The organism is Paraburkholderia sp. RL17-381-BIF-C (assembly GCF_046026435.1).
In the GTDB taxonomy this organism is placed as follows: Bacteria; Pseudomonadota; Gammaproteobacteria; order Burkholderiales; family Burkholderiaceae; genus Paraburkholderia.
This window is the reverse complement of the sequence record NZ_JARESX010000099.1, coordinates 1-20,839: the sequence shown is the minus strand read 5'-3', so window position 1 is coordinate 20,839 and position 20,839 is coordinate 1. Positions and strand designations below refer to the sequence as shown.

Here is a 20,839-nt window from a genome sequence, read left to right as displayed (position 1 = left end):
CCTCTCGGCGCTGCGATCGTCGGCTGCCTGATCGTCTCTCAGATGTGCGTTTACTACGCCGGTGGCATTTCTGAGGCTCGACCTCGTCGCATTGGCTGGCAGGGCGGTGTACTGAGAGTGCCTTGTTCGAGCATGACACGGTGGGGCGAGGGCCAGAGGTGCGCAACAGTCGGCGCGCTCAGCATGCTCCGCCTGTCGTGCGGGCGCGCATTCAAAATCTGCTGAGCCGCCGCCTATCCGGCGCGGCGGACAATTCCTTCAAGCCCAGTCTACTCGGACCTCTTAGCCCGCCCTGGCAGCAGCCTCCTTGGCGAGAAGGCGTTGCGCCTGCTGATCGCCCTTTCCTGCTTCCTGCGCGGTTTGAACCGACGTCTCGCTTGCTTCGGCCATCAATGCACGCGCGGCGCTGCTGATGCTGACAGTGTACGACGACGGCGACGTGCTAGTGCTCGACCCTGTCCTAGACGAACCGGTCGTGTTAGTTGCTGGCTTTGTCGATGCTGAACTCGCAGTCGACGCGGTGGACGAAGGTGTTGTTTGTACGGTGCCTTGACCGACTGCCTGAATCGCCATCTAAATCTCCCGATAGAAAAACGTGTGTACTGCGTTCTTTCTAACGGCCTCGATTTGAATCGCTTGAGAACTATATTTTTTGAGTTTCTCGATATCTTTAAGCGTTTCTTAAGGATCGTACATTCGTGATCCCGCGAAAGCTTGGTGCGAAATGAAACGCAAAGAGTACGGCCAATGCGCCGGGTTGGGTCTCACGCATCCGCGACCCGAAGCTGATTCGCTCGATGTCGCGCAAAGGATGCTCGCCCGACAATGACGGTCATGAGGGCTTTGCGCTGTTTCGAATTTCCCGTCTCACATACCATGAATCGCCGTGGCACGCCTGAACAACTCGCGGTCGCCATCGAATTCCTGCTGTCCGAGGACGCAGGATTGATAGCGGGCCAGTCCGTTCTGCCGACGGGTGCACGTCCATCGGCAGGTCGGCATTCTGATATAGACAGCGAGGGCCACTGACGCGCTCTGGGCCTAATCACGGTTGGTCCCGACGCAAACTGGATTTGCGGCCGTTATATTGGCTTCGTCGCTCGGAAGCAGCACTGTCGATGCCTATAGATGCGCTTTCGAACAAAAAAGCGACTTTCGTGCGGCACTCGCAGTTCGGGCGGGAGCACCTATATTCCCGAGACTCCAGTTCTGCACATTGTTTTGACCAGCCAGGCTGGCATAATCGAAGCGCTACGGCAGAATGTTATTTGGGAATCGCTGGATGGGGCGGGGGGACGTCGTTGCTCGATCTCGGCACCTATGATCGTCAGAACCCTACAGGTGGCTTGAAATCGCCGTTGGGATGCCGTCAGCTTTGCCATCTACACTGATATCAGCCAAAAAGACGAGTGTGACCGCTAATGCATCTTCCAACCATCCGTCGTGCGCGGAAGCGGCAAACCCTGCGGATATGGATTATCGTGTCCATGGTGCCGCTTCTGTTACCCCCGGTCGTCTGCGCCCAGAACGACAGGCCAGGCATCGCTTTTTCCACAATCGAGCCCGCCACATCACTGCCTACAGGCTGGAAGAACCTGCCGGTTGCGCACGGCAAGGCCATGACGCAATACACGCTCGTTGACGACGGCCACACTACCGTCCTGCGGGCTGTCGCGAACCGGTCTGCTTCTGCGCTGATGCACGAGGGCAATATCGACCTTGACCGAACACCCGTCGTGACATGGCGCTGGAAAGCAGAAACGCCGATCGCCGGCGCCGACAACCGTGTCGGATCGAAGGAAGACGCGCCAGCACGACTGGTGTTCTTGTTTGACGGCGACAAAAGCAAACTATCGTTTTTCGACCGGGCCAAAATGGACCTTGCAAAGCGTCTCGGCGGCGAAGAACTGCCCTATGCCACGCTGATGTATATCTGGTCGCCCACCGCCTCGCCAGGCACCGTCATTGTCAACCCTCACACGGACCGCGTACAGATGATTGTGGTCTCTGGTCAGTCCGGCGATGCAGGCCAGTGGCAGAGCCTGCGCCGCAATATCGTGCAAGACTACGAAAAGGTCTTCCACGAATCGCCAGGACGCATCACCGGCTACGGGCTGCTGACCGATACCGACAACACCGGTACTTCGACTCGGGCCTGGTACGGAGATATCGAGTTTTTGCCTGGGCCTTGATCATGCAAAGCCGTCCAGCTGAATGAATCTGTCGGTGCGACAGCTGTAGGCTGTCCGCAAGTTGTTTGATTTCAAGCCGAGACGAGAAAACCTTCTTTCCCGCCAGGGACTGAAGTTGATCGAGAAAAACGGTCACCCATCCTTTGGAGATGGAGATGCCGATAAAGGGCCGGCATCTTACCCCGTACCCGGCGGAATTTCGAGCCCGGATGGTTGAGCTGGTGGAAGCGGGACGCAGGCCGGAGGAACTGGAAAAGGAGCTCGAACCGACTGAGCAGACCATCTACAACAGGGTGGCGCAGGCCGATTGCAACACACGCGTGCGGCATGGCGCTCTGACCACAGCCGAACGGCAGGAACTCACACTGTTACATCGTGAAGTCCGGCAACTGAAGATTAAGCGCGAGATACGCACGCGGCAGCCCTAGCTCGCGAGAGAGACAGGATCCATTCAACCGAAGGGCGGTACGGATTCATGCCATCGAAGATGCCCGCAGATCTCCGATGACCCGCTTCGCCTTCGTGGTCGCTTGCGATTCACGAGAGCGAACCGGGCCGCTGGCCGGGTGCGATGATGGCACGGTTGCTCGGCGCCTCGACGAACGGCTATTACACGTGGCTGGTGCGAGAACCCAATATGTACACACGTAACGATGCGCAATTGCTCGCTAGCATTCGCGTGCTATAGACGAGTTCGAGCCGGCGAAGTTGCTTGCCCTTTTCATTCTACTGCGAGTGGCTGCGGAAATAATCGAACGATGTCGCCAGCACAATTGCACGTATATTGGCCTGCGCGTCATCTCGTTCTATTGACCGTAAATAAGCTGCTCATTAAATCCCGATAGTGACCCGGCTCATTGCAGAATGCAACGTAACGCCCCTGGCTGAGGGTCAATCTGACTATCACGGTCTGGCCTGGCGACAGGTCTTCGACACCCTGCATCGCCTGCAGCCTATCTTCCTCAACTTGCTGGGTTTTTGAATCGTATGGCAATGCATTCGCAGGGCCTGTCCACGGAACGATCATGAACTCATGCCGCATGACCGATGAGTCATTCTTTATCGTGAACTCGATCGGCCCCGCGCCTACAGTTGATGGAGAGAGGCTAATCGACATCTTGCCATTGTTCGCATCCGACAGTTTGACTGTTACGGACGGCGGCTCTTTCGCGAACACCATTGAGACCGCGAACCCTAATACAAGAGCGGCAAAGTTACGGAGTTTAAAGTGACGACGCATGTCAGACTCCCAAGTTGTAATGTGATTGAATCCGTTTGATCGCCCTGCATATGCCAGCCGCAGCACCGTGATTAGCTAGGGAGCCTGTATGTCCTGCAGCCACTCATCGCGAGACGCAATCTTCGGCGAACACGGTCGCTGGCTATCCGGTTAGATGAATGAATCCTTTCCTTTCGCCTCAGCACGTGATCCTCGCCTGGACTACAACCAACTGCCTACCTCGATAGTTTGCCGTTCAGACCTTAAGTCACGATGAAGCACAGCCTTAGACTTGCCGGGAGACGGCTTCTCAGATTCGAAGGCTACGTCAAGAGACTGCTTTCAACGATTTCCCGTGAGCAGGTAGCCTTTTCGGCGACCTGTTAACCCAGCCATATGAACAACAGGAACCAAGCCGATCGCTGATGAAGAATTGTGGGCACTGATTGAGCTTTCGCCGCCGCCATCCAAGCTGTGCCGTGCGAAATATCCGGACCATCGCCTTGCGTCGGACTATGCGCGGGGAGCGTCATCCTGGCCGTGTTAAAGACCGGGACACGTTTGTGCGACTGAGCCGTCAAGTGGGGATTTCCTTCGGCCCCCCTATGGGTGACGCCCGCACGGCTAACAAAGACACCGGTGTGTGCGGGACGGACTTCATGAGGTATTGCCCGCGAACTACACAAGGCTCGGCAGCATGGTTACATACGCCAGTCGGCTCGTCCGTGGCGCGAGCCATTGCCGCGGGCCAAGAACTCGCCGCAATCGCGAGAGTCGCTCGCGACCACGTTCCAGGCACCGCATCGGCTTTTACTTGTCAAACGTTCAAGCGAACCCAGCGTTCAGGAGGTCACGCACGCCTTGCGATGTCACAGTCCGGCCCCTTCTAATCGGCAGCCGCGCCGGAAGACCCTGTGATTGTCTGAGCGCAGTCAACATACGGCGCCGTCGACGCGGACGGGTACAGGTTTTTATTGCCAGGATGACGGCGCAATCTCGCGGTCGCATCAATCTGCGCTTCATTAAGCTCTGCCGTGGTCAGGGTCTGGCTACGATCACCCGCTTGTATTGGCCGGACGTCATTCACGGCGCAAACCACTTGCTTTCCGTCGTGCAACAGGACAGTCGTCACGTACGAGCTACCGGATTCGCCAAAAGCGTACCCAAAGACAGACCCGGCTAGTGCACCGGCAATCACGATTCCCAAAAATCTTGGCATGACGGCTTCTCCGAAGAAGCGGCAATCCGCGTTAAAACCCATTCTCGAGGCAAACTCCTTAACGCACGCTGAACTGAAACTGTTCGAACGCCGTATATTTGCCGACCGAGGACCAGGGACAAGCTTCGGCTCGCTAGTTGTTTTGTCCCTGCCGTCCGCGTTTTTAGTCACGTTTCGTGAATGCCGCGCTCGGGTAGACTTCCGTAAATCGCTGCACTCCGCTTTATCCGGTTTGCCGAAAATGCCAATCCGCCCCAGGCATAGTCAGGTAATCAATTCTGATGCCACCGTGTGGCTCCCAGAACGGCACACGACGCAAAACGCTGTGCACTGGCGGCTTGCGGATTACAACCACTCCCATGCGATACGGGAAGTTGCAGAAATTGAGTCGCTGCGAGGAGCTTTGATCTTGCCGGAGAATGCGATACGGCGCCGCCGCCAAACGTGAATATGTCACTGAATGTGAATGGCAGACCGTCTGGAGCCGACCCGCACGCTCAAGTGCGGGGCGCTGCCTTCATCTGCGCGACATCGGTCGGGCGACGCATGCGCGTCGCCTTCTTGCCACGCCTCAGAATTTATGACGAATTGCGGCACGCACAACAAGTTGCTTCGAATTTGACGACAAGTCGGCAGCGCCAGGCACATAAGCCTGGTCGAGAGAAGATCCTGTCTTGTCGCCAGCGACTTTCTGATACGCGCCCTGAATGTATAGGTCCGTGCGTTTCGAGACGTTGTAGTCTGCCATCAGACCGACGCTGTGAATTTTCGGCTTGACGCCACCGGTCGTCGCGTCGTAGTTTTCAAGCGTATACACATATTGCGCGCCGACGAAGAATGCCGGTGTGATCTGATACTTGCCGTTAATTTCGAAGTTCTGATACTTGAGCGTGTTGAGCTTCCCGCCCGCCAGCGGACCCGTGATGGGCTGTATCGTTTCAGTACCGGACAGATACCCGGAGTTCGCGGACGGGTTCTTGACGTTAGTGTTCGTATAGACGAAACCCAAGGTGGCAGAGCCAAATGTGTAGTTGATACCGCCGCCAAAAATTCGCAGACGTTCCGCCACGAAATTCGCATCGGTCGACGTGATGGCGCCGCCGGACGACTGCCCTGGGTTGTCAGCGTTGAGGTAAGCCGCCGCCACCAGCAGACCGCCGTTGACGTATTGCGCGCCGAGGCTGAACTGTCGATTGTTAGCGAATCCCGCCGCGTTGCTGAAGCTGTACGTGCCGCCAAACTGCAGCCCCGCGAAATCCGGGCTCGCATACTTCACCGTGTTGTTCACCCGGAAAGAGTTATCCGTGTTGTCGTTGTCGAATGGATGCGAAAACAGATAGCCGGCCCAATTGCCATTGGCTGTAGTCTGCGCAAGGTAGTCGACGACGGAGTCATACTGACGACCCAGCGTGACTGTACCGAACGCCACATCCGAGACGCCTACATATGCTTGGCGACCGAATAACAGGCCGCCCTGGCCCAGTCGGCCATTATTCAGGTTAAAGCCGTTTTCAAGCTGGAAAATCGCCTTCGTTCCTCTGCCGAGATCTTCGGCGCCCTTGAGTCCCCAGCGGCTTCCCTGAGCATAGCCGCTTTGCAGTTCATAGTCGTGCTTCCCACCAACGTTGTTGGTGTAGTTGAAACCCTCGTCAACGACGCCATAAAGCGTGACGCTGCTCTGTGCGAATACCGGCACGGCAAATGTGGCTAACGCAGCCAGCGCGGCAAGATTTTGTTTCATAAAAGATCTCCAGAATTGTTGTTCGAGTAGACAACTTTTTTTCAGATAGCTTGTGTTAGCTTCGGCGCTAATAAGAGGAACGGAATTGTCATCAATACAGCGGATGTGATCCTTACACGCCGATACTGTGGCGTCCATGTTCGCGCCAAACTGTTTGCTAGGGCGTTGCTAAATCGTCACGACAGCGCACCGCAGAAATGTTCAAACGGGTGCGAGTTACTCAGGGACTGGCGGTGCCGCGCAGGACTGGAGATATCCACTGGGCGCGACGATGCGGGACGCTACATTGGATCTGGATGCCCGCGACTCAACGGAACGAGAAATTTCGAGCGAGCGGGCGGTCACCTTGTTGATTGTTAGTTAAGGATGACTTAAGGTATTGAAAATAAAGTTGTGGTATCAAGCAGCTGGATGTTCAGTGTGAGCCATGTTATCGCAGCTTTTATGGTAGGTATCTTCCTCGGCTTTCTGCCGGGCTGTTCTTCGGCTGTCTCTGACACGGTTACGCATAAAAGCGCGTACCCTCACCCGGGGCGTCCATCGTGGTTACAGTTTCCAGACATTTGAAAGCTGCGAGCGCCGCCGTTTTTGCAGCAGATGGCAGGCGAATATGTTCAGGCCTCAGTAACGACGCGAACGTGATATAACAAATCGGTAAAGGTTTTCAAGATTGTAGACATATGGCGATTCGCTGGGTAAAGCATCCATATGGTCCGTTCGTTTCCTTCCAGCGGAAATCGGCCTAGCACCGGAATAAGAGTTCCATTATCCAGTTCAGTGCACACGAGAGACTCTGGCAGCCGCGCGATTCCGAGTCCGGCAAGCGCTGCTCGCTTGACGACCAGAATGCTTCCGGCCCGGAGAACGGGCTTGAACGAGGTACGGTTAACGCCGTGAGTATCGTCAAATTCCCAGTACCGAGTCGGTATCTCGCCTGCGACACGGATGCTGTGCTGTGTCAGCTCCCCGGGACGCTTGGGAAGGCCAAATCGCTCCATGTAGCGCGGCGAGGCGAATGATCTCCCTCGTTACCGCAAGAGTGCGACATACCATCGCGGAGTCGTGCAGTCGGAGTTCGACGCTGAAGCAGACGTCGAAATCGGCGAGAGAAACGCGTTGCAGCGATTCAAAGACGCTGTGATCGAACTGGACCTGGGGTGTTGCCAGGCTAAATTCGGTCAGCACGTCAGCGAGCTCGCCTTCGGCGAACGACGCTGCACACGCAATTTTTAGGGCGCCGGTGGACTCGACCGAGGCAGACAGGATGCTCCTTTCCATTGACTCAAGTTCATTAAGCCATTCGACGCACCCTCGAAGATAAGCCTTACCTGCAGCGGTGAGCGAGACGCTGCGCGTCGTCCTATTCAGCAGCTTTGCATTCAGATGAGATTCTAGATTGGCCACCTGTCGGGTGACCACAGCGTTCGAAACATCGAGATGTCTTGCAGCCGCTGCAAAATTGAGGCATTCCGCCACCTTCAGGAACGTGCGCATTGATGTCAGATGATCCATTGCTGCATCCGTCGAACTCAAACTGTTAGCAAGGCTGCCTGATCTGGTGAATCAATTGGAGCGACCATGGGAGACGCGAAGGTTCACCTTTCGAGCGACGCGCTGATGGCGCGACGCTTGTTGGGCAATTATTATCAGGAAATCAGCTTAACGCGTGCTTAACTGTGCCGCAGGCACTTTTCAAGGATGGACCTCTTCAGTCAAGGTTTTGGGGATGACCTGGTCGTGCGTGTTGCCTGCCACTGCTGTAGATGGACCTCAGCAGGCTCGCGGGGAACGCAGGATGTGGCTGGATGAGTCCGGCTCGGCGAGAATTCCCGGAAACGCGGCGTGCACCGCCTTAAGGTTTGATTAAGGAGAAGTCTGGCATGCTCTCGGGTTGAAGTCGGCTGACCTGCGTACAGCGCGGACCCTGATGCTAACGAAGGCTGTGATGGATATCCGTATGCCCACATTCTCCAACGAAACCAATACGGGGTCTCTATTGAGGAGACATGTGCAAGCCTTCAGGCGCGCGAGTCTAGCGATTGCGTGGCTGTGCCTATATCTTGTTCCCGGTATAGTCGGACGGGAGCCTTGGAAACAGGACGAAACCTATACGTTCGGCATCATCCAGTATATGGCGTCGTCCGGTGACTGGATTGTCCCGACTAACGCGGGCGTACCTTTCATGGAAAAGCCACCGCTTTTCTACTGGTTCGCTACCGTTTTCATGCGCGTCAGTTCCAGATGGTTGCCTGCACCTGACGGCGCCAGGCTCGCAACGCTTCTGGCCATGCTGATCACGTTCGCTGCTGTCGCAGCAACGGCTCGTCTTATTGCCGGTAACCCTGGCTGGCTTACGCGGGACGTGGTCGGTACGGTTCTGTTACTGGCAGGGACAATAGGGCTTGTGAAGCATTCGCACGACCTGTTCACGGATATCGGGTTGACGGCTGCAAGTGCGAGCGCGCTCTATGCGCTGATCCGTATCATTGAAGATACCTCGCGGGGTGGTAAGCCACGATGGCCCGACTCGCTTCTGTTTGGTATCAGCATTTCAGCTACCTTTATGACGAAGGGGCTGCTGATGCCAGGCGTGTTCGGCGTCGCCTCGCTTCTCGTACCCGCTTTCGTGCCGTCGTCCCGTTCGCGCCGATATGCCCTGCTGCTCGGAGCGGCAGTGACTGTCGCGCTGCCGCTAATGGCGATCTGGCCATCCTTGCTTGCGCATCGTTCAAGCGCGCTCTTCGTCGCCTGGTTCTGGGATAACAATATCGGACGTTTCCTCGGTTTTTCGGTTCGGGAACTTGGGTCTGACAATACGCTTCTTACCCCGGTCAAGGCACTGTTGTTCTTTGCGTTTCCAATCGGACCGCTCGCTCTCCTGGCTATGTGCAGGGCCACCGTGTGGCGTGAGCCCCGGCTGGTCGTGCCAGCGCTAGTTGTCGCCGTAGGCCTCGCTATCCTTGGCCTGTCTGCGACAATGCGAGAGCTCTACCTTTTGCCGTTGCTGCCAGCGCTTGCGCCGCTAGCAGTTAGTTACCTATTCCAGCTTTCGCCTCTTGTCCAGAGAGGATGGGTAGCGATCTCGTCGGTCGTGGCCGTCACAGGTCTATTTGTGGGATGGGCAGGATGGTGGATCGTACGCGGGCCTGTCGCCGAGCATCACTGGTTGTCACCGCTTGCGCGCTGGCTTCCGCTGTCCTATCAGTTGCCAGCGAAGCAGCCGGTGGCGCTGGCCGCCGCTGTTGCGCTGACAATGGGCTGGCTTCTAGCGCAACCCGTCATTTCGCGTAGTGGCCGATGGTCTGGCGCGTTGAGTTGGACTGCCGCAATGACGCTAACGTGGGGCCTCATGTCAACGTTGGTGCTGCCTTGGATCGATGCTGCGAAAAGCTATCGGGAGGTGTTCAATCAGGCGGCAGTCGCACTTGCGCCCAACCTGGCAGCGAATGGTTGCGTCGCTTCCGAAGGCTTCGGCGAATCTGAGGCCCCCATGTTTGCGTGGTATGCCCACCGTCAAGCACGTCCCCTTGGGTCTCGGGGGGCTGAGGATTGCAAGGTTATGATCGTGCAGACACCAGCTGCGCGCAGGCCTTCTTCCCTTTTTTGGCAGCCTTTCTGGACCGGTGCACGGCCCGGGGACAGCCAGCAGGAGTTCATCCTTTACCGGCGTATTGCTGAAACCGGTACAGGAAGGCCGCCCGATAATTCTCGGTCGTGAGTTGCGCTGAGCTCTGCTCTGCTGTCAGTCATGCCGTCCTATCGGGGTCGGTGAGCAACCGTTGGGAAGCTACAAGCGTCGGGCAGTTGACGACCGAGCAGCTGCATTGGCTCCTGGACGGCATCGACATCGACGCGGTACGACGTCATCCGGCCCCGCATTACCATCATACGAGTTGATGCGGCGCGCCCTCTCCAGGCGACGTTCCCGATAGCTGTTACAGATTTCCGTAAACCCATCAAGCGTAGCATTTCGCTACTGTGGGTACCATGGATGAACGCGAATTCTCCCAATTGCCTCCTGCCGCGCAGGCTTACGTTCGCGAGCTAGAGGCCAGCAACCGCCAGTTGGGCGAACGCGTTCGCCATCTTGAGGAACAGTTCCGGCTCGCGCAACACAAGCGCTTCGCGCCGAGCAGCGAGAAGCGAGAAGCTTCAGGATCGAGTGTTCAACGAAGCCGAGCAGGTCGCAATTGAGGGGCTCGACAAGGACATAGACCAACTCGACTTACCAGACACCGGTCTGCCGGAGGCGCCCGAGCCTGCTCGCCGCAAACGAGGACGCAAGCCTCTGCCTGCAGATCTTCCCCGTCAGCGTATTGAGTACGACTTGCCCGAGGAGCAGAAGATCTGCCCCTGCTGCAGCAACGCAATGCATCGTATGGGCGAGGAAATTAGCGAACAACTGCATATTGAGGTGAAGGCTTCAGTCCTGCAGCATGTTCGTTTCAAATATGCTTGCCGTCATTGCGAGCGTGTCGCTGAGCGTACGCCGATCCTGACCGCGCCGATGCCGTCCCAACCATTGCCGGGAAGTCGGGCGAGCGCGGCCATGATAGCCACGGTGATCACGGGTAAATACCTCGACGGCACGCCGCTATATCGGATGGAAGAGGCGCTCGGGCGCGCGAACATACCGGTGGGCCGAGGCACGCTGGGGCACCGGTCATCAAGCCAACGCAATTGCATCTTGACCGCCTGTACCAGGAGTTACGCAAGACGTTGCTGTCGCAGCCACTGATTCATGGCGACGAAACGACCGTTCAGGTGCTGAAGGAACCGGGCAAGGCCGCACAGAGCCAGTCTTACATGTGGCTGTACCGCGGCGGGCAGGATAGCAAAGAGCCTGTAGTGTTGTTTAACTATCAACCCGGACGCGGCAAGCAATATCCCCCAGGCGTTTCTCGCGGACTACAAAGGCATGGTGATGTCCGACGGGTATAGCGCATGGCGAACGGTCAAAGGTGTGACCCACTTCGGCTGCCTTGCTCATGCGAGACGCGGATTCGTAGACGCCCTGAAGACGCAGAAGAAATTAGGCAAACGCGCGCAGCAAGCACTCGAATTCTTACAGCGATTCTACCGCGTCGAAGCACTCGCGCGAGAGAAACCTCCGAGCGGGGAAACGCGTGCCAGTTATACCTTACGACTACGACAGCAGCACAGCGTTGCGCTCCTTGAGGCATTCAAAGCCTTGGCTTGACGAGCAAGCACCGCAAGTGCCGCCCGAAAGCCCGCTGGGCAATGCCATCAACTGCACGCTTAACCAGTGGGAGTATCTCAGCCGTTACGTCGGCGACGGGCAAGCCCCGGTTGGCAATAACATCGTGGAACGCGACATCCGTCCGTTTGCCACCAGGAGAAAAGTTTGGCTCTTTAGCGACACGGTCGCTGGAGCGAAAGCCAGCGCCGTCATCTACAGCCTTGTGCTTACATGCCGCGCGTGCAACATCGAGCCATACACGTACCTGCTTCACGTCCTGACCCAACTGCCTCAACGGGCGCAAGACGCCGACATAAGCGACCTACTGCCGTTTTGGTTCATGCAGTCTCAGGCTTCCACCAACGCCGCCTGAGCAAAGAAAATCATACGCAAACGACGCGGTTCCGCGCCAGCAAATTTGCAGCGCTAGGCGACATTGATGCGCGTGCGTGTGCGCTCAAATTAGCGCTTATCTTGTTCCCGTTGCCTTCATATACGGACCCAGCGGACCTGAGCAGCGCGAGTATTCGTCCGCCCGCGGTCGGAACGGCGCGGGCAATTTCGGCCCGCAACACCGTGATTGATGCCGGTTCGACCGACTCTCCGGCTTGAGCGAGCGGCTTTACTTTCACTTTTTCAGATTACCGAACTGGTTTGCAACGACTCAAAAAAATTGATGACGCGAGCGGCCCCCTGGGCTGGCGGCAAACCTGATCAAGAAACGAGTCTTGGAGACTGTATCCGCGCTTAGGACCGTCAGGCGAAAATCTCCTCGTGGCGCTAGGAGCTAGCCCCAATGCGGCGGGGAATAGATTTGCGCGAGCTAACGACAGATCCAGAAGCAGTGTTGCAAAACGGGGGTCATAGATAGCTTGAGGGTATCTCTAACTGGACACCTCCAAGTCGCCAGAGGCGATGACGGGAAGGAGGACCGTGACGCTCAAGCCGGTCTGCTTTGCTTCATTTGCGAAACTGAGGCGGATCTCCGCGCCGATGCGATTGACGATCGTCTGGACGATGGACAGCCCCAGGCCAGAACCGATCTGCTCGCTGCCCAGCGTGCGGTAGAAGGGATCGAAGACCCGGCCCCGCTCGGCCAACGGAATGCCTGGTCCGGTGTCCTGAATACGCAGCTCGGCCTTCCCGTCCGACACCCCCAACGAAAGATCGACACGCCCTCTCTCTGGCGTGTAGCGAATCGCGTTATCAACCAGGTTCCTGACCACGGCAATCATGTCCAGCTCGCTTGCCCACACTTCGGCATCTTGTGTGCCTTCGACCCCGATGTCGATGTGCTTGGCCTCGGCCAGCGGCACGAGGTCTTCCAGCACGCGGCGATAGATGCTTTGGACGGATATCGGTACTTGCGGCAGGTCGGTGGCCGACTGCGCCCTGGCCAAGGTCAGAAGTTGATCGAGCAGGCTCCGACCGCGTTCGATCCCTTGGCGCAACACCATCAGACGTTCGCGCGCCAGGCCGGACATTTCCGCTTCTGCTAGCCGTTCCGTCTGCAGAGACATTGCGGTCAGAGGCGAACGTAGCTCGTGTGCGGCATCTGCCACAAAGCGTCGTTGAGACTCCATAGACTGCCCGACACGGTTGAGCAGGCGATTGATCGCGACTGCGAACGGGCGCACCTCGACCGGAAGGTGGCGGTCTTCGACGGGGTGCAACTCCTGCTCAGCGCGCAGGTCGATTTCGTTGGAAAGAGCCGCAATCGGCCGGAACATTTTGCGCACCAGGTTTGCGACGATTAACAGCAGCACCGGTACGAGAATCAGGAAGGGCATCACCGTGCGCAGAGCCCCATCGCGGGCTATTTCATTACGGAATCCGGATTCCTGAGCCACGGCAATGTGTTCGCCGGCAGCAGTTGTCTTGACAAGCACGCGGAATGTCTCACCTTCGACTTCGAGCGTATGCAGTCCATCGGTCAGGGCTGCTGGGAGAGGGAGCGTTCCTCCTGCATCCACACCTTCCGAAGAGGAGCTTGCTTCGCCCAAACGCTGGACGATCACGCGCGATTCTTCATCGACATCCTTGAGACGGGTATTTGTGGTCGGAGGGGCGCGGGACAGGCGCTGCCGATCCACGAGTTGCGCCACTTGGCGTAGAACGTCATCCTGTAGCTCGTGGGCCTCATAGAAGGCAGCCAGGAACGAGAAGACGCCGGCCACGACGGCCACCACAAGGATGGCCAGCGACAGAGTGAAGGACAGCTTGATCTGAACCGATTCGTTCAAGCGCCTTTTGAGACCATCCATCCGACCCCCCTGACGTTCTTGATGACTTCGTTGCCGAGCTTGCGTCGTAACGCGTGGATCAGATACTCGACGGCATTGCTTTCGACCTCTTCCCCCCAGCCGTAGAGACGATCCTCCAGCTCGCTGCGCGAGAGAATGGCCCCAGGTCGAACCAACAAGGATTGCAGCAGTGAGAACTCACGGTTGGACAGTTGAACCGCGGAACCGCCATTGACGGTGGCCTCTTTCGTGGCCGGGTCGAGTGACACCGCACCGTTGCTGAGTACGGGCGCTGCCGCGCCGCCCTTGCGCCGCAGTACGGCGCGCATCCGGGCCAGCAGCTCCGCCATCTGAAAGGGCTTGGACACGTAATCGTCGGCACCGCCATCCAGGCCGCGCAGACGATCATCCAGGCTATCGCGCGCCGTGATGATGAGCATGGGGATCGGGTTGTCTTTGGCGCGAATGCTGGCCAGTACCTCCAGCCCATCCTTGCCGGGCAGGCCCAGGTCGAGCAGCACCAAGTCATAGTGTTGGCAACCCAGTGTCGTGAGGGCGGATTGCCCGTCTTTCACCCAGTCGGCAGCGTAGGACGCATCCTTCAAAGCTCCTTGGATCGCGTCACCGATCATGGGATCGTCCTCGACCAGCAATACCCGCATTTCCCCTCCGTTCAATCGTTGTTCAATGTGCCGTTGTGGCCGCCCGTTGCCTGAAAAGCAGGATCGCGGTAAGCATGAAGGTCAGCAACGCGGCCGATGCCGAATAACGGCTCAGCGCCAGACCACCGGCGCTCAGTGGCTTGTCCAGAAAATCGCCAACCACGGCACCCAGGGGGCGAGTCAGGATAAACGCAGCCCAGAACAACAGCGTTCGGGACACACCAGTCCAGTAGTAGGTTGCCGCGACCAAGGCTAACAGCCCGCCGTATACGACCGCCGCGCCGGTGTAACCCAGGCCGGCTGTGTCGGCTGTCCAGTCGCCCAGCGCTGTCCCCAAGGTCTGGGAGAACATGATCGTTAGCCAGTAGAAGGATTCGGCCATTGGCGAACTGATGGTACTCACAGACACGGAGCCGAGGGTGCGATACCAGACGAAGAGCGACCCAAGCAGCAAGGCCAGTAGCAAGCTCGAACCGCCAGCGTACCCGATACCGAGCGAACGATCCGCAAAATCGGCCCCCGTCGTGCCGACCGTGGTGGTGGCGATGATGGTGGCCCAGTAAAGGACGGGATGGAAGCCTTTGGCCTCGACCTGTGCGACCACGGCAGCCAGGAAGATCGCCGCGAAGATGCCGGTGCCAAGCAGGTAACCTAGGTTCATCGACATCGAAACGGCATCGCCGCCGGTTTCGCCGAGCGTGGTGGCGGCAATCTTGATGAGCCAGAACCCCACCGTGACTTCGGGGACTTTGGCCAAGGCGAGTTCAGTAGATGTTTTCATGGGGGAACACTCGCTAATCAAGCGTTGCCTTGCAGCGTGTCGAAGGCTTTTAGCAAGCTGGCCATGGCGGCCTTGCAATCAGCCTGGTTCGGCGAATCGGCACGCAGGGCGGCCAACGCCTTGTCGATGGCCTTGTCGAGCGCATGCCAGTCGCCGGCTGCTCGCGGTTTCAAACCGGCCTCCGCCGAGTCCCACGAGACCTCCAGATCCTTGATGTGGGTCCTGGCTGCTGGTAGATCACCCTTGTCAACGATGGCGGATACGTCAGCGGCGATGCTGCGGAAGGCCGATAGGTCGCCCAGTTTGGAGCCGGTTTTGCCCTGCGGTGCCGAGGCAGTCTGGGTCAAGGTGGTCGATGTTGTGCTCGCGTTGCTCTGATCGGCTGGCTTGGAACAACCGGCCGCCAGGGCCAGGAGCACGGCGGCCGACACGGCGGCCAAAGGACGAGCGACTACGTGCTGCATGATCATGAATTCTCCTTGAGATTAGAAAGGGGGGTGCTCGGCGGCCTGGGCAGGGCGGCTTCCGTTCATCCCGATCTGTGCAGTTGCCACAAGCATGACGATCACCGAAAGGAACAATGCACTGGTCCACGTAGCCCCCATGCCAAGGCCACCGTAGGTCTTGGCCTGCGTCAGCAGGTCGCCAACTGCTGCGCCGAACGGACGAGTCAGGATGTAGCCGATCCAGAAGGTCAGGACTGCATTGCCGCCCATGCGCCAGGTGGCGTAAGTGATGCCGATCAGCGCGCCGAACGCGACTGCGCCCCAAGCGAAGCCCACGCCCAACGCTTCGGTCGCCAGATCGCCGGCAGCGGTGCCCAGCGCGAACGTGCAGAGGATGGCGGCCCAATAGAAGAGTTCCCGACTACGCGTCACGATGTCATGGATGGACAAGGTTCGCTCGACCCGATACCAGACGAAGAAGATCGCGGCGAGCGCCATGGCGAACGCCGAGGAGCTTGCGTACAGACTGACGCCCAGGCCATCGGTCAGGAAGTCGGTGATCTGGGTGCCGACTACGCTGACCAGAACCACTGTCAGCCAGTAAATCCAAGGGGTGTAGCGTCGAGTGCGCAGTTGCATAAATAGGGCTGCCGCCAGCAAGGCGGCCATGACGGTGCGTGTCATACCCTGGCCCCAGCCCGCGTTCACGGCCAGGAAATCAGCCCCGGTCTCGCCCACCGTGGTGGACATGATCTTGATGATCCAGAATGACAGCGCGACTTCCGGGACTTTGTTGAGCATGTCGCTTGCCCTGGGGGCGGGTAACTTGTACATGGTGTTCTCCCGTCAAGGTGAAATGGTTTGCTAGCAGTCTGATCGGGCTGACTTAGCCCTGCCATAGGTTCACTCGCGAACCCATCCCAGCGCGATCAGCCTGCCGAGAAATCGGCGATGGATGGCGGTGGCAAGACGGTAGACCGGCTCCAGGTACCAACGCGCTCCGCGCAGGCTCAGCCAGGCGCTGAGTGCAGAAACCGAGGCGGCCCCGAACATGTCGAATGGGAAATGAACCCCCAAATAGATGCGCGCCCAGGCGATGGGGACGCCTAACAAGGCCAGCCCGATGCCTGCGATTCGGCGGCCTCGCTGCAGGATGAAACTGAAGGCGACCGCCCACCACAGCGTCAGGTGATCGCTTGGAAATGAGGAATCGGCAACGTGCGGAATGAAGGTGTGGCCGAGGCCGATCATGAAAGGCCGGGGATGCAACCAGGCCAATCCGATGAGTTGGTTGACCATCAGGCCCAGCAACCCCGATGCGCCCACCACGAGCATCGTGTTGCGGCTGGCCTCGCTGCCGCGCAGCCACCCGACACCGATCAGGAGCGGAATCGCCCAGACGAGCCGCTCGGCAAAGAAGATGGCCAGAATTAGCGCCAGGGCACTGGGGTGCTCCGGAGCGTTGAGCCAGAGGAAGAAGGTTTGGTTGAGTGATTCCATGAGGTCTCCGGGCCGGATGCCCCGCAGCGCGCAATCCGGCCATGCCGACGAGGTGTCAGTCTTGTTTGTCGTGCTCGTCATCGTGATCCGCCTTGTCTTCGGCAGACGAGATGACTGTGCCCTTCTCGGCATCGACCCGGACATCGAAGACCTTGACCCCGCTGACGACCTCCACGTCATAACCCCAGCCTTGTTTCGTATTCTCGTACTCGGCGCGCGACGCCTTGCCATTGGCGTGCTGCTCGGCAATGGTCACGGCCTGGCTGAGCGGAATCTTGGCCTTGGTGATCGCCAGGGCGTCGTTTTCCATGCCGCCATTGGCGGCGTAGGCCGCGGCACCCGTCGCAGCGATGGCGATGGCCAGCAGGGATAGTTTGGTATAGCGGTACATGATGCTTCTCCAGAGAGTGCAGGGATTTGCACGGTGGAGAAGCTACCCAGGCAGACTTAGCTCGTACTGAGCCAGGCCGTCGCCCGCTGAGAGTGGCGGGCAAGAGCTTAGCGTGTTTTTCCGTTTTCTGAGGCGACCCCGATCCGGCTCCGGGCTTGTCGGCAGTGACACCACGTGAACCGACTCATGTCAGTAGTGTATCTGGGCTGGTTTCTGCGACGGGCCGGATACGGCAACTGTCCGGCCGATCAGCTCAAGGAGTTCCCGAGAATGCCGTTGAGGCGACCCCCGCCCATGCTCACGAATATGGCGAGTGGCGACTGCCAGACGAAGTAATCGACGATTTCGAGGCACTTCTCGCGCTTTACGATTCGCAACTGGCCAGCGCGCCGCTGCATGAAGTCCTAACGGCGGAGCAGAAGCTCAGGGCGTTTCTGGACGGAAACGCCAGTTCGCCCATTCCCATGGATCCCTGATTCTGGTCGGGAGAGGCCGCGGCCGTGGGGCGTTATGCGGCAGCCGGCCTGTGGGTCAACGCGATCGCCGGGGCGCCGTTCGGGTCTGGGTTCATCGGTCGCTCTTCGCAGCTCCGGGTTCAGCGGCAAGCTGCGCCTCCCAGTTCACCCGGTGACCTTTCACCGTTTCGCGATGGCGTTTGTCCTCTTCCGCATGCAGGTAGCGGCTGGTAGTGTTCAGCGACACATGACCGAGATTGTCGCACACCGTGCGCAGGTCGGCCCCGCCGTCGGCCTGGTGCGAGCCCGATGTACGTCGCAGCCAGTGTGTCGAAGCGCGGTCCAGCTCATCGGCGCGATCCATGAACTCAGGTCCGCGGGCGCGTATCCACGCGGCGGCGCTGCCGAACATGCTATTGATCGCGTCGTGCACGGCTGAGCGCGACATGCAGCGGCGCTTTCCCCTGAACGGGATGAGCAGCGGCGTGTCGTCGGTGCGGCCCGGAAGCGGCGGGAGACCGCTCGCCTTCCGGTAGCGGGCCAGCTCGGCGACCAGTTCGGGCGACGCGGGGACGATCCGCTCCTGCTCGCCCTTGCCGACAATGCGGAGCCACCACTGCTCGCGTCCGTCGGCGCCGAGCCGGCGCGAGAAGTCGAGCATCTTTCCGGCGGCGACCTCCGAGAGGCGCATGCGCTGCAGGTAGAAGACAGTGGTGAGCCATCGGCAACGGGCGTAGTAGGCCCTCTCTACCGCAGTGGCCTGCGGCAGTTGCGCCACGAAGCCCTTGACCTCATCACACAGCGAGATCGACGGGTAGCGGGTGACCCGCGGTGCCACATGTTTTCCGCGCTGACGCAGCAACGCCATCGGGTTGCCGCGCCGATAACCCGCATCTACGAGCCAGGTGAACATGCCGTTCAAGATGATCAGCGCCTGTCGCTGACTGGCCGGCGACAGCGGGCCGTTGAACGGCCGCCAGCGCGAGTCACCACGTGGGTGCCTGCCGCCGGGGGCGGACGCCCAGCGGTTTGCGGGCTGCGGGTCGACGAGGAACGCTCGGTAGAGCAGCAGATCCTCGTTGCATCGAGAACGAGCATTGAACCGAGATATTTTGCGTTGGCCGCGCGATCGAACAGCACCTCTCGGCGCAGTCGGAGCGAGATCCATGTCCTCGGGATCCTTGAGTCCGTCCACCACAGCCTGCAACGACAGATCATGGAGGGCGGATTCAACCGGTGGACGCAACACTCCCACTGCTTGCGCAGTCTTTAGTGTGTTGCGTCCACCTGTTGAATCCGCCGAGTTTGAAAGTGCGTTCGATGTCGCGCTCGGCTATAAGCGCAATGCCGCGCAAGTTTCGCGGGTATGGTTCAGAGCGTCCTGCCGGCTCTCGTAAGAACCATCCCGCAGAGACCGACCGCGACTATGGCGATGACGGCGCCGGACCTGGCGACGAGGAGCGAAGATGCAACGAGCTTTCGTTGGATGACGCAGATGAAATCAGCGATCAAGCCATTTCCTGTTCTTATCGTTATTATCGTTATTATCGGACGAGGTGAGTCAGGGTGGCCATGCCTCTCGTCGGCGTCGAAGGAGGTGCATTGTGGGAAATGAGACTGGCCCGCGGTTCGCCGGTCGCGCTGCGTGCCATTGACCCGTACTGAGGCAGGAGCCTACATCAATTCCGGTGAATGTCTGAACGCCATGCCGATGGGCAAGCGGAGTCCTTAGCCAGGAGCCAAGGCGTCCAAATTTGGAGGAACCGGAGGACCGGAAGCCCTAATTGCCTCTCGATGAGCGTTCGGGCGAGTCGCTATAATTCGTCATTAGATCCTTCGAGGCTGCCGTCGTGTTGCCAAAGCTGACAGGCGCGCTCGCGGATTTTTTCGGCAAAACTCAGATTGTGCACGCAGTCATCTCCCTCTGAAACGGAGTTCCCGCGCGACATAGCCGAGCACCCTAAGCCTCAATCATCTGCGTCTTTGAGAACATGCTTTTCATCGACGGTGACGCATCACGTCCCAACACTGGCGAGGGTCCATCTGCCTGAGCGTCCTCCGGCGTGTCAATTCGCGACGGTAATGACTAGCCACCAGCAGCGCGGCGACAACCAGTCCGAAAAATCCCACGGTAATTCCCGCCCACGAGTCACTCACGGAAGACTCCTTGACTGAAGAACTGGATCACCCGATCGGTGTCATCTGTCGCGAAGCATGCGAGCAGCAGCTTTGAGAAAAACCTGGCCGTGGTCGGTGACGAGAGGGAGTTGTTGACCGGAGGCGAGTTGCTCCAGTGTGACAAGTTGACGTTCAAGGAGCGCTTCCAGATCCGCACGATCCAGGCTCAGCGGGTCCGGCGCATCCCTAAGCAGCACGAGGGTGGCAAATTCATGTGGACTGAGCATCTCCGTCTCCTGGCTATACCTGTGTTTCGCTGCAACCCGATCCGCCGCTCTCACCTTGCGGGCGCGGATCGCTCGGGCATGGCGGCAGGTACCCAATTCAACGATGGATGCATGTCGCGCGCCTCGGTGCCCATCTTAATATCGAGGCAGGTCAAAGATCAATATATGGGAAATATTCTCCGGGCGACGTGGAGGGTGCCGGGTGCGCAAGTGTGTCGCGCTTCAATGTCGTCAGGTGACGCAAAACATCACGTCTCATGTCGTCGGTCGACCCTGTCGCGACAGGATCGCCAGAAGGACGAGACCACGGGCGCGGACCTGGTCGGATGTGGGCTGGGTGCGCGCTCGCCAATCAGGCAGTTCGCAGTGATAGTGGCGGTTGCTT

At 58.8% G+C, this 20,839-nt stretch carries 16 protein-coding genes and 1 pseudogene; 4 read left to right on the top strand and 13 right to left on the bottom strand.

What is annotated here, in order from left to right; translation table 11 throughout:
• The first annotated feature begins 1,421 nt into the window (after positions 1-1,421).
• Complete coding sequence (locus tag P0D70_RS33185; protein ID WP_408187617.1) at positions 1,422-2,192, top strand: DUF3047 domain-containing protein; 771 nt, start codon at positions 1,422-1,424, stop codon at positions 2,190-2,192.
• A 209-nt stretch (positions 2,193-2,401) separates the two neighbouring features.
• Positions 2,402-2,620: a hypothetical protein gene (locus P0D70_RS33180; protein ID WP_408187616.1), complete on the top strand. Its 219-nt coding sequence runs from the start codon at positions 2,402-2,404 to the stop codon at positions 2,618-2,620.
• A gap of 368 nt (positions 2,621-2,988) precedes the next feature.
• Here P0D70_RS33180 and P0D70_RS33175 read toward each other — a convergent pair whose 3' ends face one another.
• From P0D70_RS33175 to P0D70_RS33160, 4 genes are all read right to left on the bottom strand, one after another.
• Positions 2,989-3,432: a plastocyanin/azurin family copper-binding protein gene (locus P0D70_RS33175; protein ID WP_408187615.1), complete on the bottom strand. Its 444-nt coding sequence runs from the start codon at positions 3,430-3,432 to the stop codon at positions 2,989-2,991.
• Between the two features lie 1,769 nt (positions 3,433-5,201).
• Positions 5,202-6,371, bottom strand: coding sequence for a porin (locus P0D70_RS33170; protein WP_408187614.1), 1,170 nt, complete (start codon positions 6,369-6,371; stop codon positions 5,202-5,204).
• A gap of 614 nt (positions 6,372-6,985) precedes the next feature.
• On the bottom strand, positions 6,986-7,369 hold the full coding sequence (locus P0D70_RS33165) for a LysR substrate-binding domain-containing protein (protein WP_408187613.1): 384 nt from the start codon (positions 7,367-7,369) through the stop codon (positions 6,986-6,988).
• Entirely contained in the window at positions 7,275-7,883 is a 609-nt protein-coding gene (locus P0D70_RS33160) for a LysR family transcriptional regulator (RefSeq protein ID WP_408187612.1), read from the bottom strand. Before P0D70_RS33160 ends, P0D70_RS33165 begins: the two co-directional genes overlap by 95 nt.
• A gap of 445 nt (positions 7,884-8,328) precedes the next feature.
• Here P0D70_RS33160 and P0D70_RS33155 point away from each other — a divergent pair, with 445 nt between their 5' ends.
• The gene (locus tag P0D70_RS33155; RefSeq protein WP_408187611.1) at positions 8,329-10,089 is read left to right on the top strand and encodes an ArnT family glycosyltransferase; all 1,761 of its coding nucleotides are present in this window, start codon (positions 8,329-8,331) and stop codon (positions 10,087-10,089) included.
• A gap of 269 nt (positions 10,090-10,358) precedes the next feature.
• Positions 10,359-11,944 (top strand): annotated as a pseudogene (tnpC, locus tag P0D70_RS33150) (IS66 family transposase).
• 511 nt (positions 11,945-12,455) lie between these two features.
• Here the strand turns inward: tnpC and P0D70_RS33145 are convergent.
• From P0D70_RS33145 to P0D70_RS33105, 9 genes are all read right to left on the bottom strand, one after another.
• Complete coding sequence (locus P0D70_RS33145; protein ID WP_408187610.1) at positions 12,456-13,835, bottom strand: ATP-binding protein; 1,380 nt, start codon at positions 13,833-13,835, stop codon at positions 12,456-12,458.
• Positions 13,811-14,476: a response regulator transcription factor gene (locus tag P0D70_RS33140; protein ID WP_408187609.1), complete on the bottom strand. Its 666-nt coding sequence runs from the start codon at positions 14,474-14,476 to the stop codon at positions 13,811-13,813. The genes P0D70_RS33145 and P0D70_RS33140 overlap by 25 nt, the downstream gene beginning before the upstream one ends.
• A 22-nt stretch (positions 14,477-14,498) precedes the next feature.
• Positions 14,499-15,257 (bottom strand): COG4705 family protein, encoded by a 759-nt coding sequence (locus P0D70_RS33135; protein WP_408187608.1) that lies wholly within the window; start codon positions 15,255-15,257, stop codon positions 14,499-14,501.
• 17 nt (positions 15,258-15,274) lie between these two features.
• Entirely contained in the window at positions 15,275-15,727 is a 453-nt protein-coding gene (locus P0D70_RS33130) for a hypothetical protein (RefSeq protein ID WP_408187607.1), read from the bottom strand.
• A 15-nt stretch (positions 15,728-15,742) separates the two neighbouring features.
• Complete coding sequence (locus tag P0D70_RS33125) at positions 15,743-16,537, bottom strand: COG4705 family protein (RefSeq protein WP_408187606.1); 795 nt, start codon at positions 16,535-16,537, stop codon at positions 15,743-15,745.
• 69 nt (positions 16,538-16,606) lie between these two features.
• A complete protein-coding gene (locus P0D70_RS33120; protein ID WP_408187605.1) occupies positions 16,607-17,203 on the bottom strand; it encodes an undecaprenyl-diphosphatase in 597 nt (198 codons plus the stop codon).
• Positions 17,204-17,258: 55 nt separating this feature from the next.
• A complete protein-coding gene (locus P0D70_RS33115) occupies positions 17,259-17,594 on the bottom strand; it encodes a PepSY domain-containing protein (RefSeq protein ID WP_408187604.1) in 336 nt (111 codons plus the stop codon).
• 567 nt (positions 17,595-18,161) lie between these two features.
• On the bottom strand, positions 18,162-19,217 hold the full coding sequence (locus P0D70_RS33110; RefSeq protein WP_408187603.1) for a tyrosine-type recombinase/integrase: 1,056 nt from the start codon (positions 19,215-19,217) through the stop codon (positions 18,162-18,164).
• A gap of 1,030 nt (positions 19,218-20,247) precedes the next feature.
• Positions 20,248-20,454, bottom strand: a complete 207-nt coding sequence (locus P0D70_RS33105; protein ID WP_408187602.1) for a hypothetical protein — start codon at positions 20,452-20,454, stop codon at positions 20,248-20,250.
• Positions 20,455-20,839: the final 385 nt, after the last annotated feature.

Excerpts from the sequence above, each read along its gene's own strand:
- P0D70_RS33130 (WP_408187607.1), bottom strand. The coding sequence starts at position 15,727 with ATGATCATGCAGCACGTAGTCGCTCGTCCTTTGGCCGCCGTGTCGGCC.
- P0D70_RS33120 (WP_408187605.1), bottom strand. The coding sequence starts at position 17,203 with ATGGAATCACTCAACCAAACCTTCTTCCTCTGGCTCAACGCTCCGGAG.
- P0D70_RS33145 (WP_408187610.1), bottom strand. The coding sequence starts at position 13,835 with ATGGATGGTCTCAAAAGGCGCTTGAACGAATCGGTTCAGATCAAGCTG.
- P0D70_RS33140 (WP_408187609.1), bottom strand. The coding sequence starts at position 14,476 with ATGCGGGTATTGCTGGTCGAGGACGATCCCATGATCGGTGACGCGATC.
- P0D70_RS33165 (WP_408187613.1), bottom strand. The coding sequence starts at position 7,369 with ATGGAGCGATTTGGCCTTCCCAAGCGTCCCGGGGAGCTGACACAGCAC.
- P0D70_RS33115 (WP_408187604.1), bottom strand. The coding sequence starts at position 17,594 with ATGTACCGCTATACCAAACTATCCCTGCTGGCCATCGCCATCGCTGCG.
- P0D70_RS33125 (WP_408187606.1), bottom strand. The coding sequence starts at position 16,537 with ATGTACAAGTTACCCGCCCCCAGGGCAAGCGACATGCTCAACAAAGTC.
- P0D70_RS33160 (WP_408187612.1), bottom strand. The coding sequence starts at position 7,883 with ATGGATCATCTGACATCAATGCGCACGTTCCTGAAGGTGGCGGAATGC.
- P0D70_RS33170 (WP_408187614.1), bottom strand. The coding sequence starts at position 6,371 with ATGAAACAAAATCTTGCCGCGCTGGCTGCGTTAGCCACATTTGCCGTG.
- P0D70_RS33185 (WP_408187617.1), top strand. The coding sequence starts at position 1,422 with ATGCATCTTCCAACCATCCGTCGTGCGCGGAAGCGGCAAACCCTGCGG.
- P0D70_RS33180 (WP_408187616.1), top strand. The coding sequence starts at position 2,402 with ATGGTTGAGCTGGTGGAAGCGGGACGCAGGCCGGAGGAACTGGAAAAG.
- P0D70_RS33110 (WP_408187603.1), bottom strand. The coding sequence starts at position 19,217 with ATGGATCTCGCTCCGACTGCGCCGAGAGGTGCTGTTCGATCGCGCGGC.
- P0D70_RS33135 (WP_408187608.1), bottom strand. The coding sequence starts at position 15,257 with ATGAAAACATCTACTGAACTCGCCTTGGCCAAAGTCCCCGAAGTCACG.
- P0D70_RS33155 (WP_408187611.1), top strand. The coding sequence starts at position 8,329 with ATGCCCACATTCTCCAACGAAACCAATACGGGGTCTCTATTGAGGAGA.
- P0D70_RS33175 (WP_408187615.1), bottom strand. The coding sequence starts at position 3,432 with ATGCGTCGTCACTTTAAACTCCGTAACTTTGCCGCTCTTGTATTAGGG.
- P0D70_RS33105 (WP_408187602.1), bottom strand. The coding sequence starts at position 20,454 with ATGCTCAGTCCACATGAATTTGCCACCCTCGTGCTGCTTAGGGATGCG.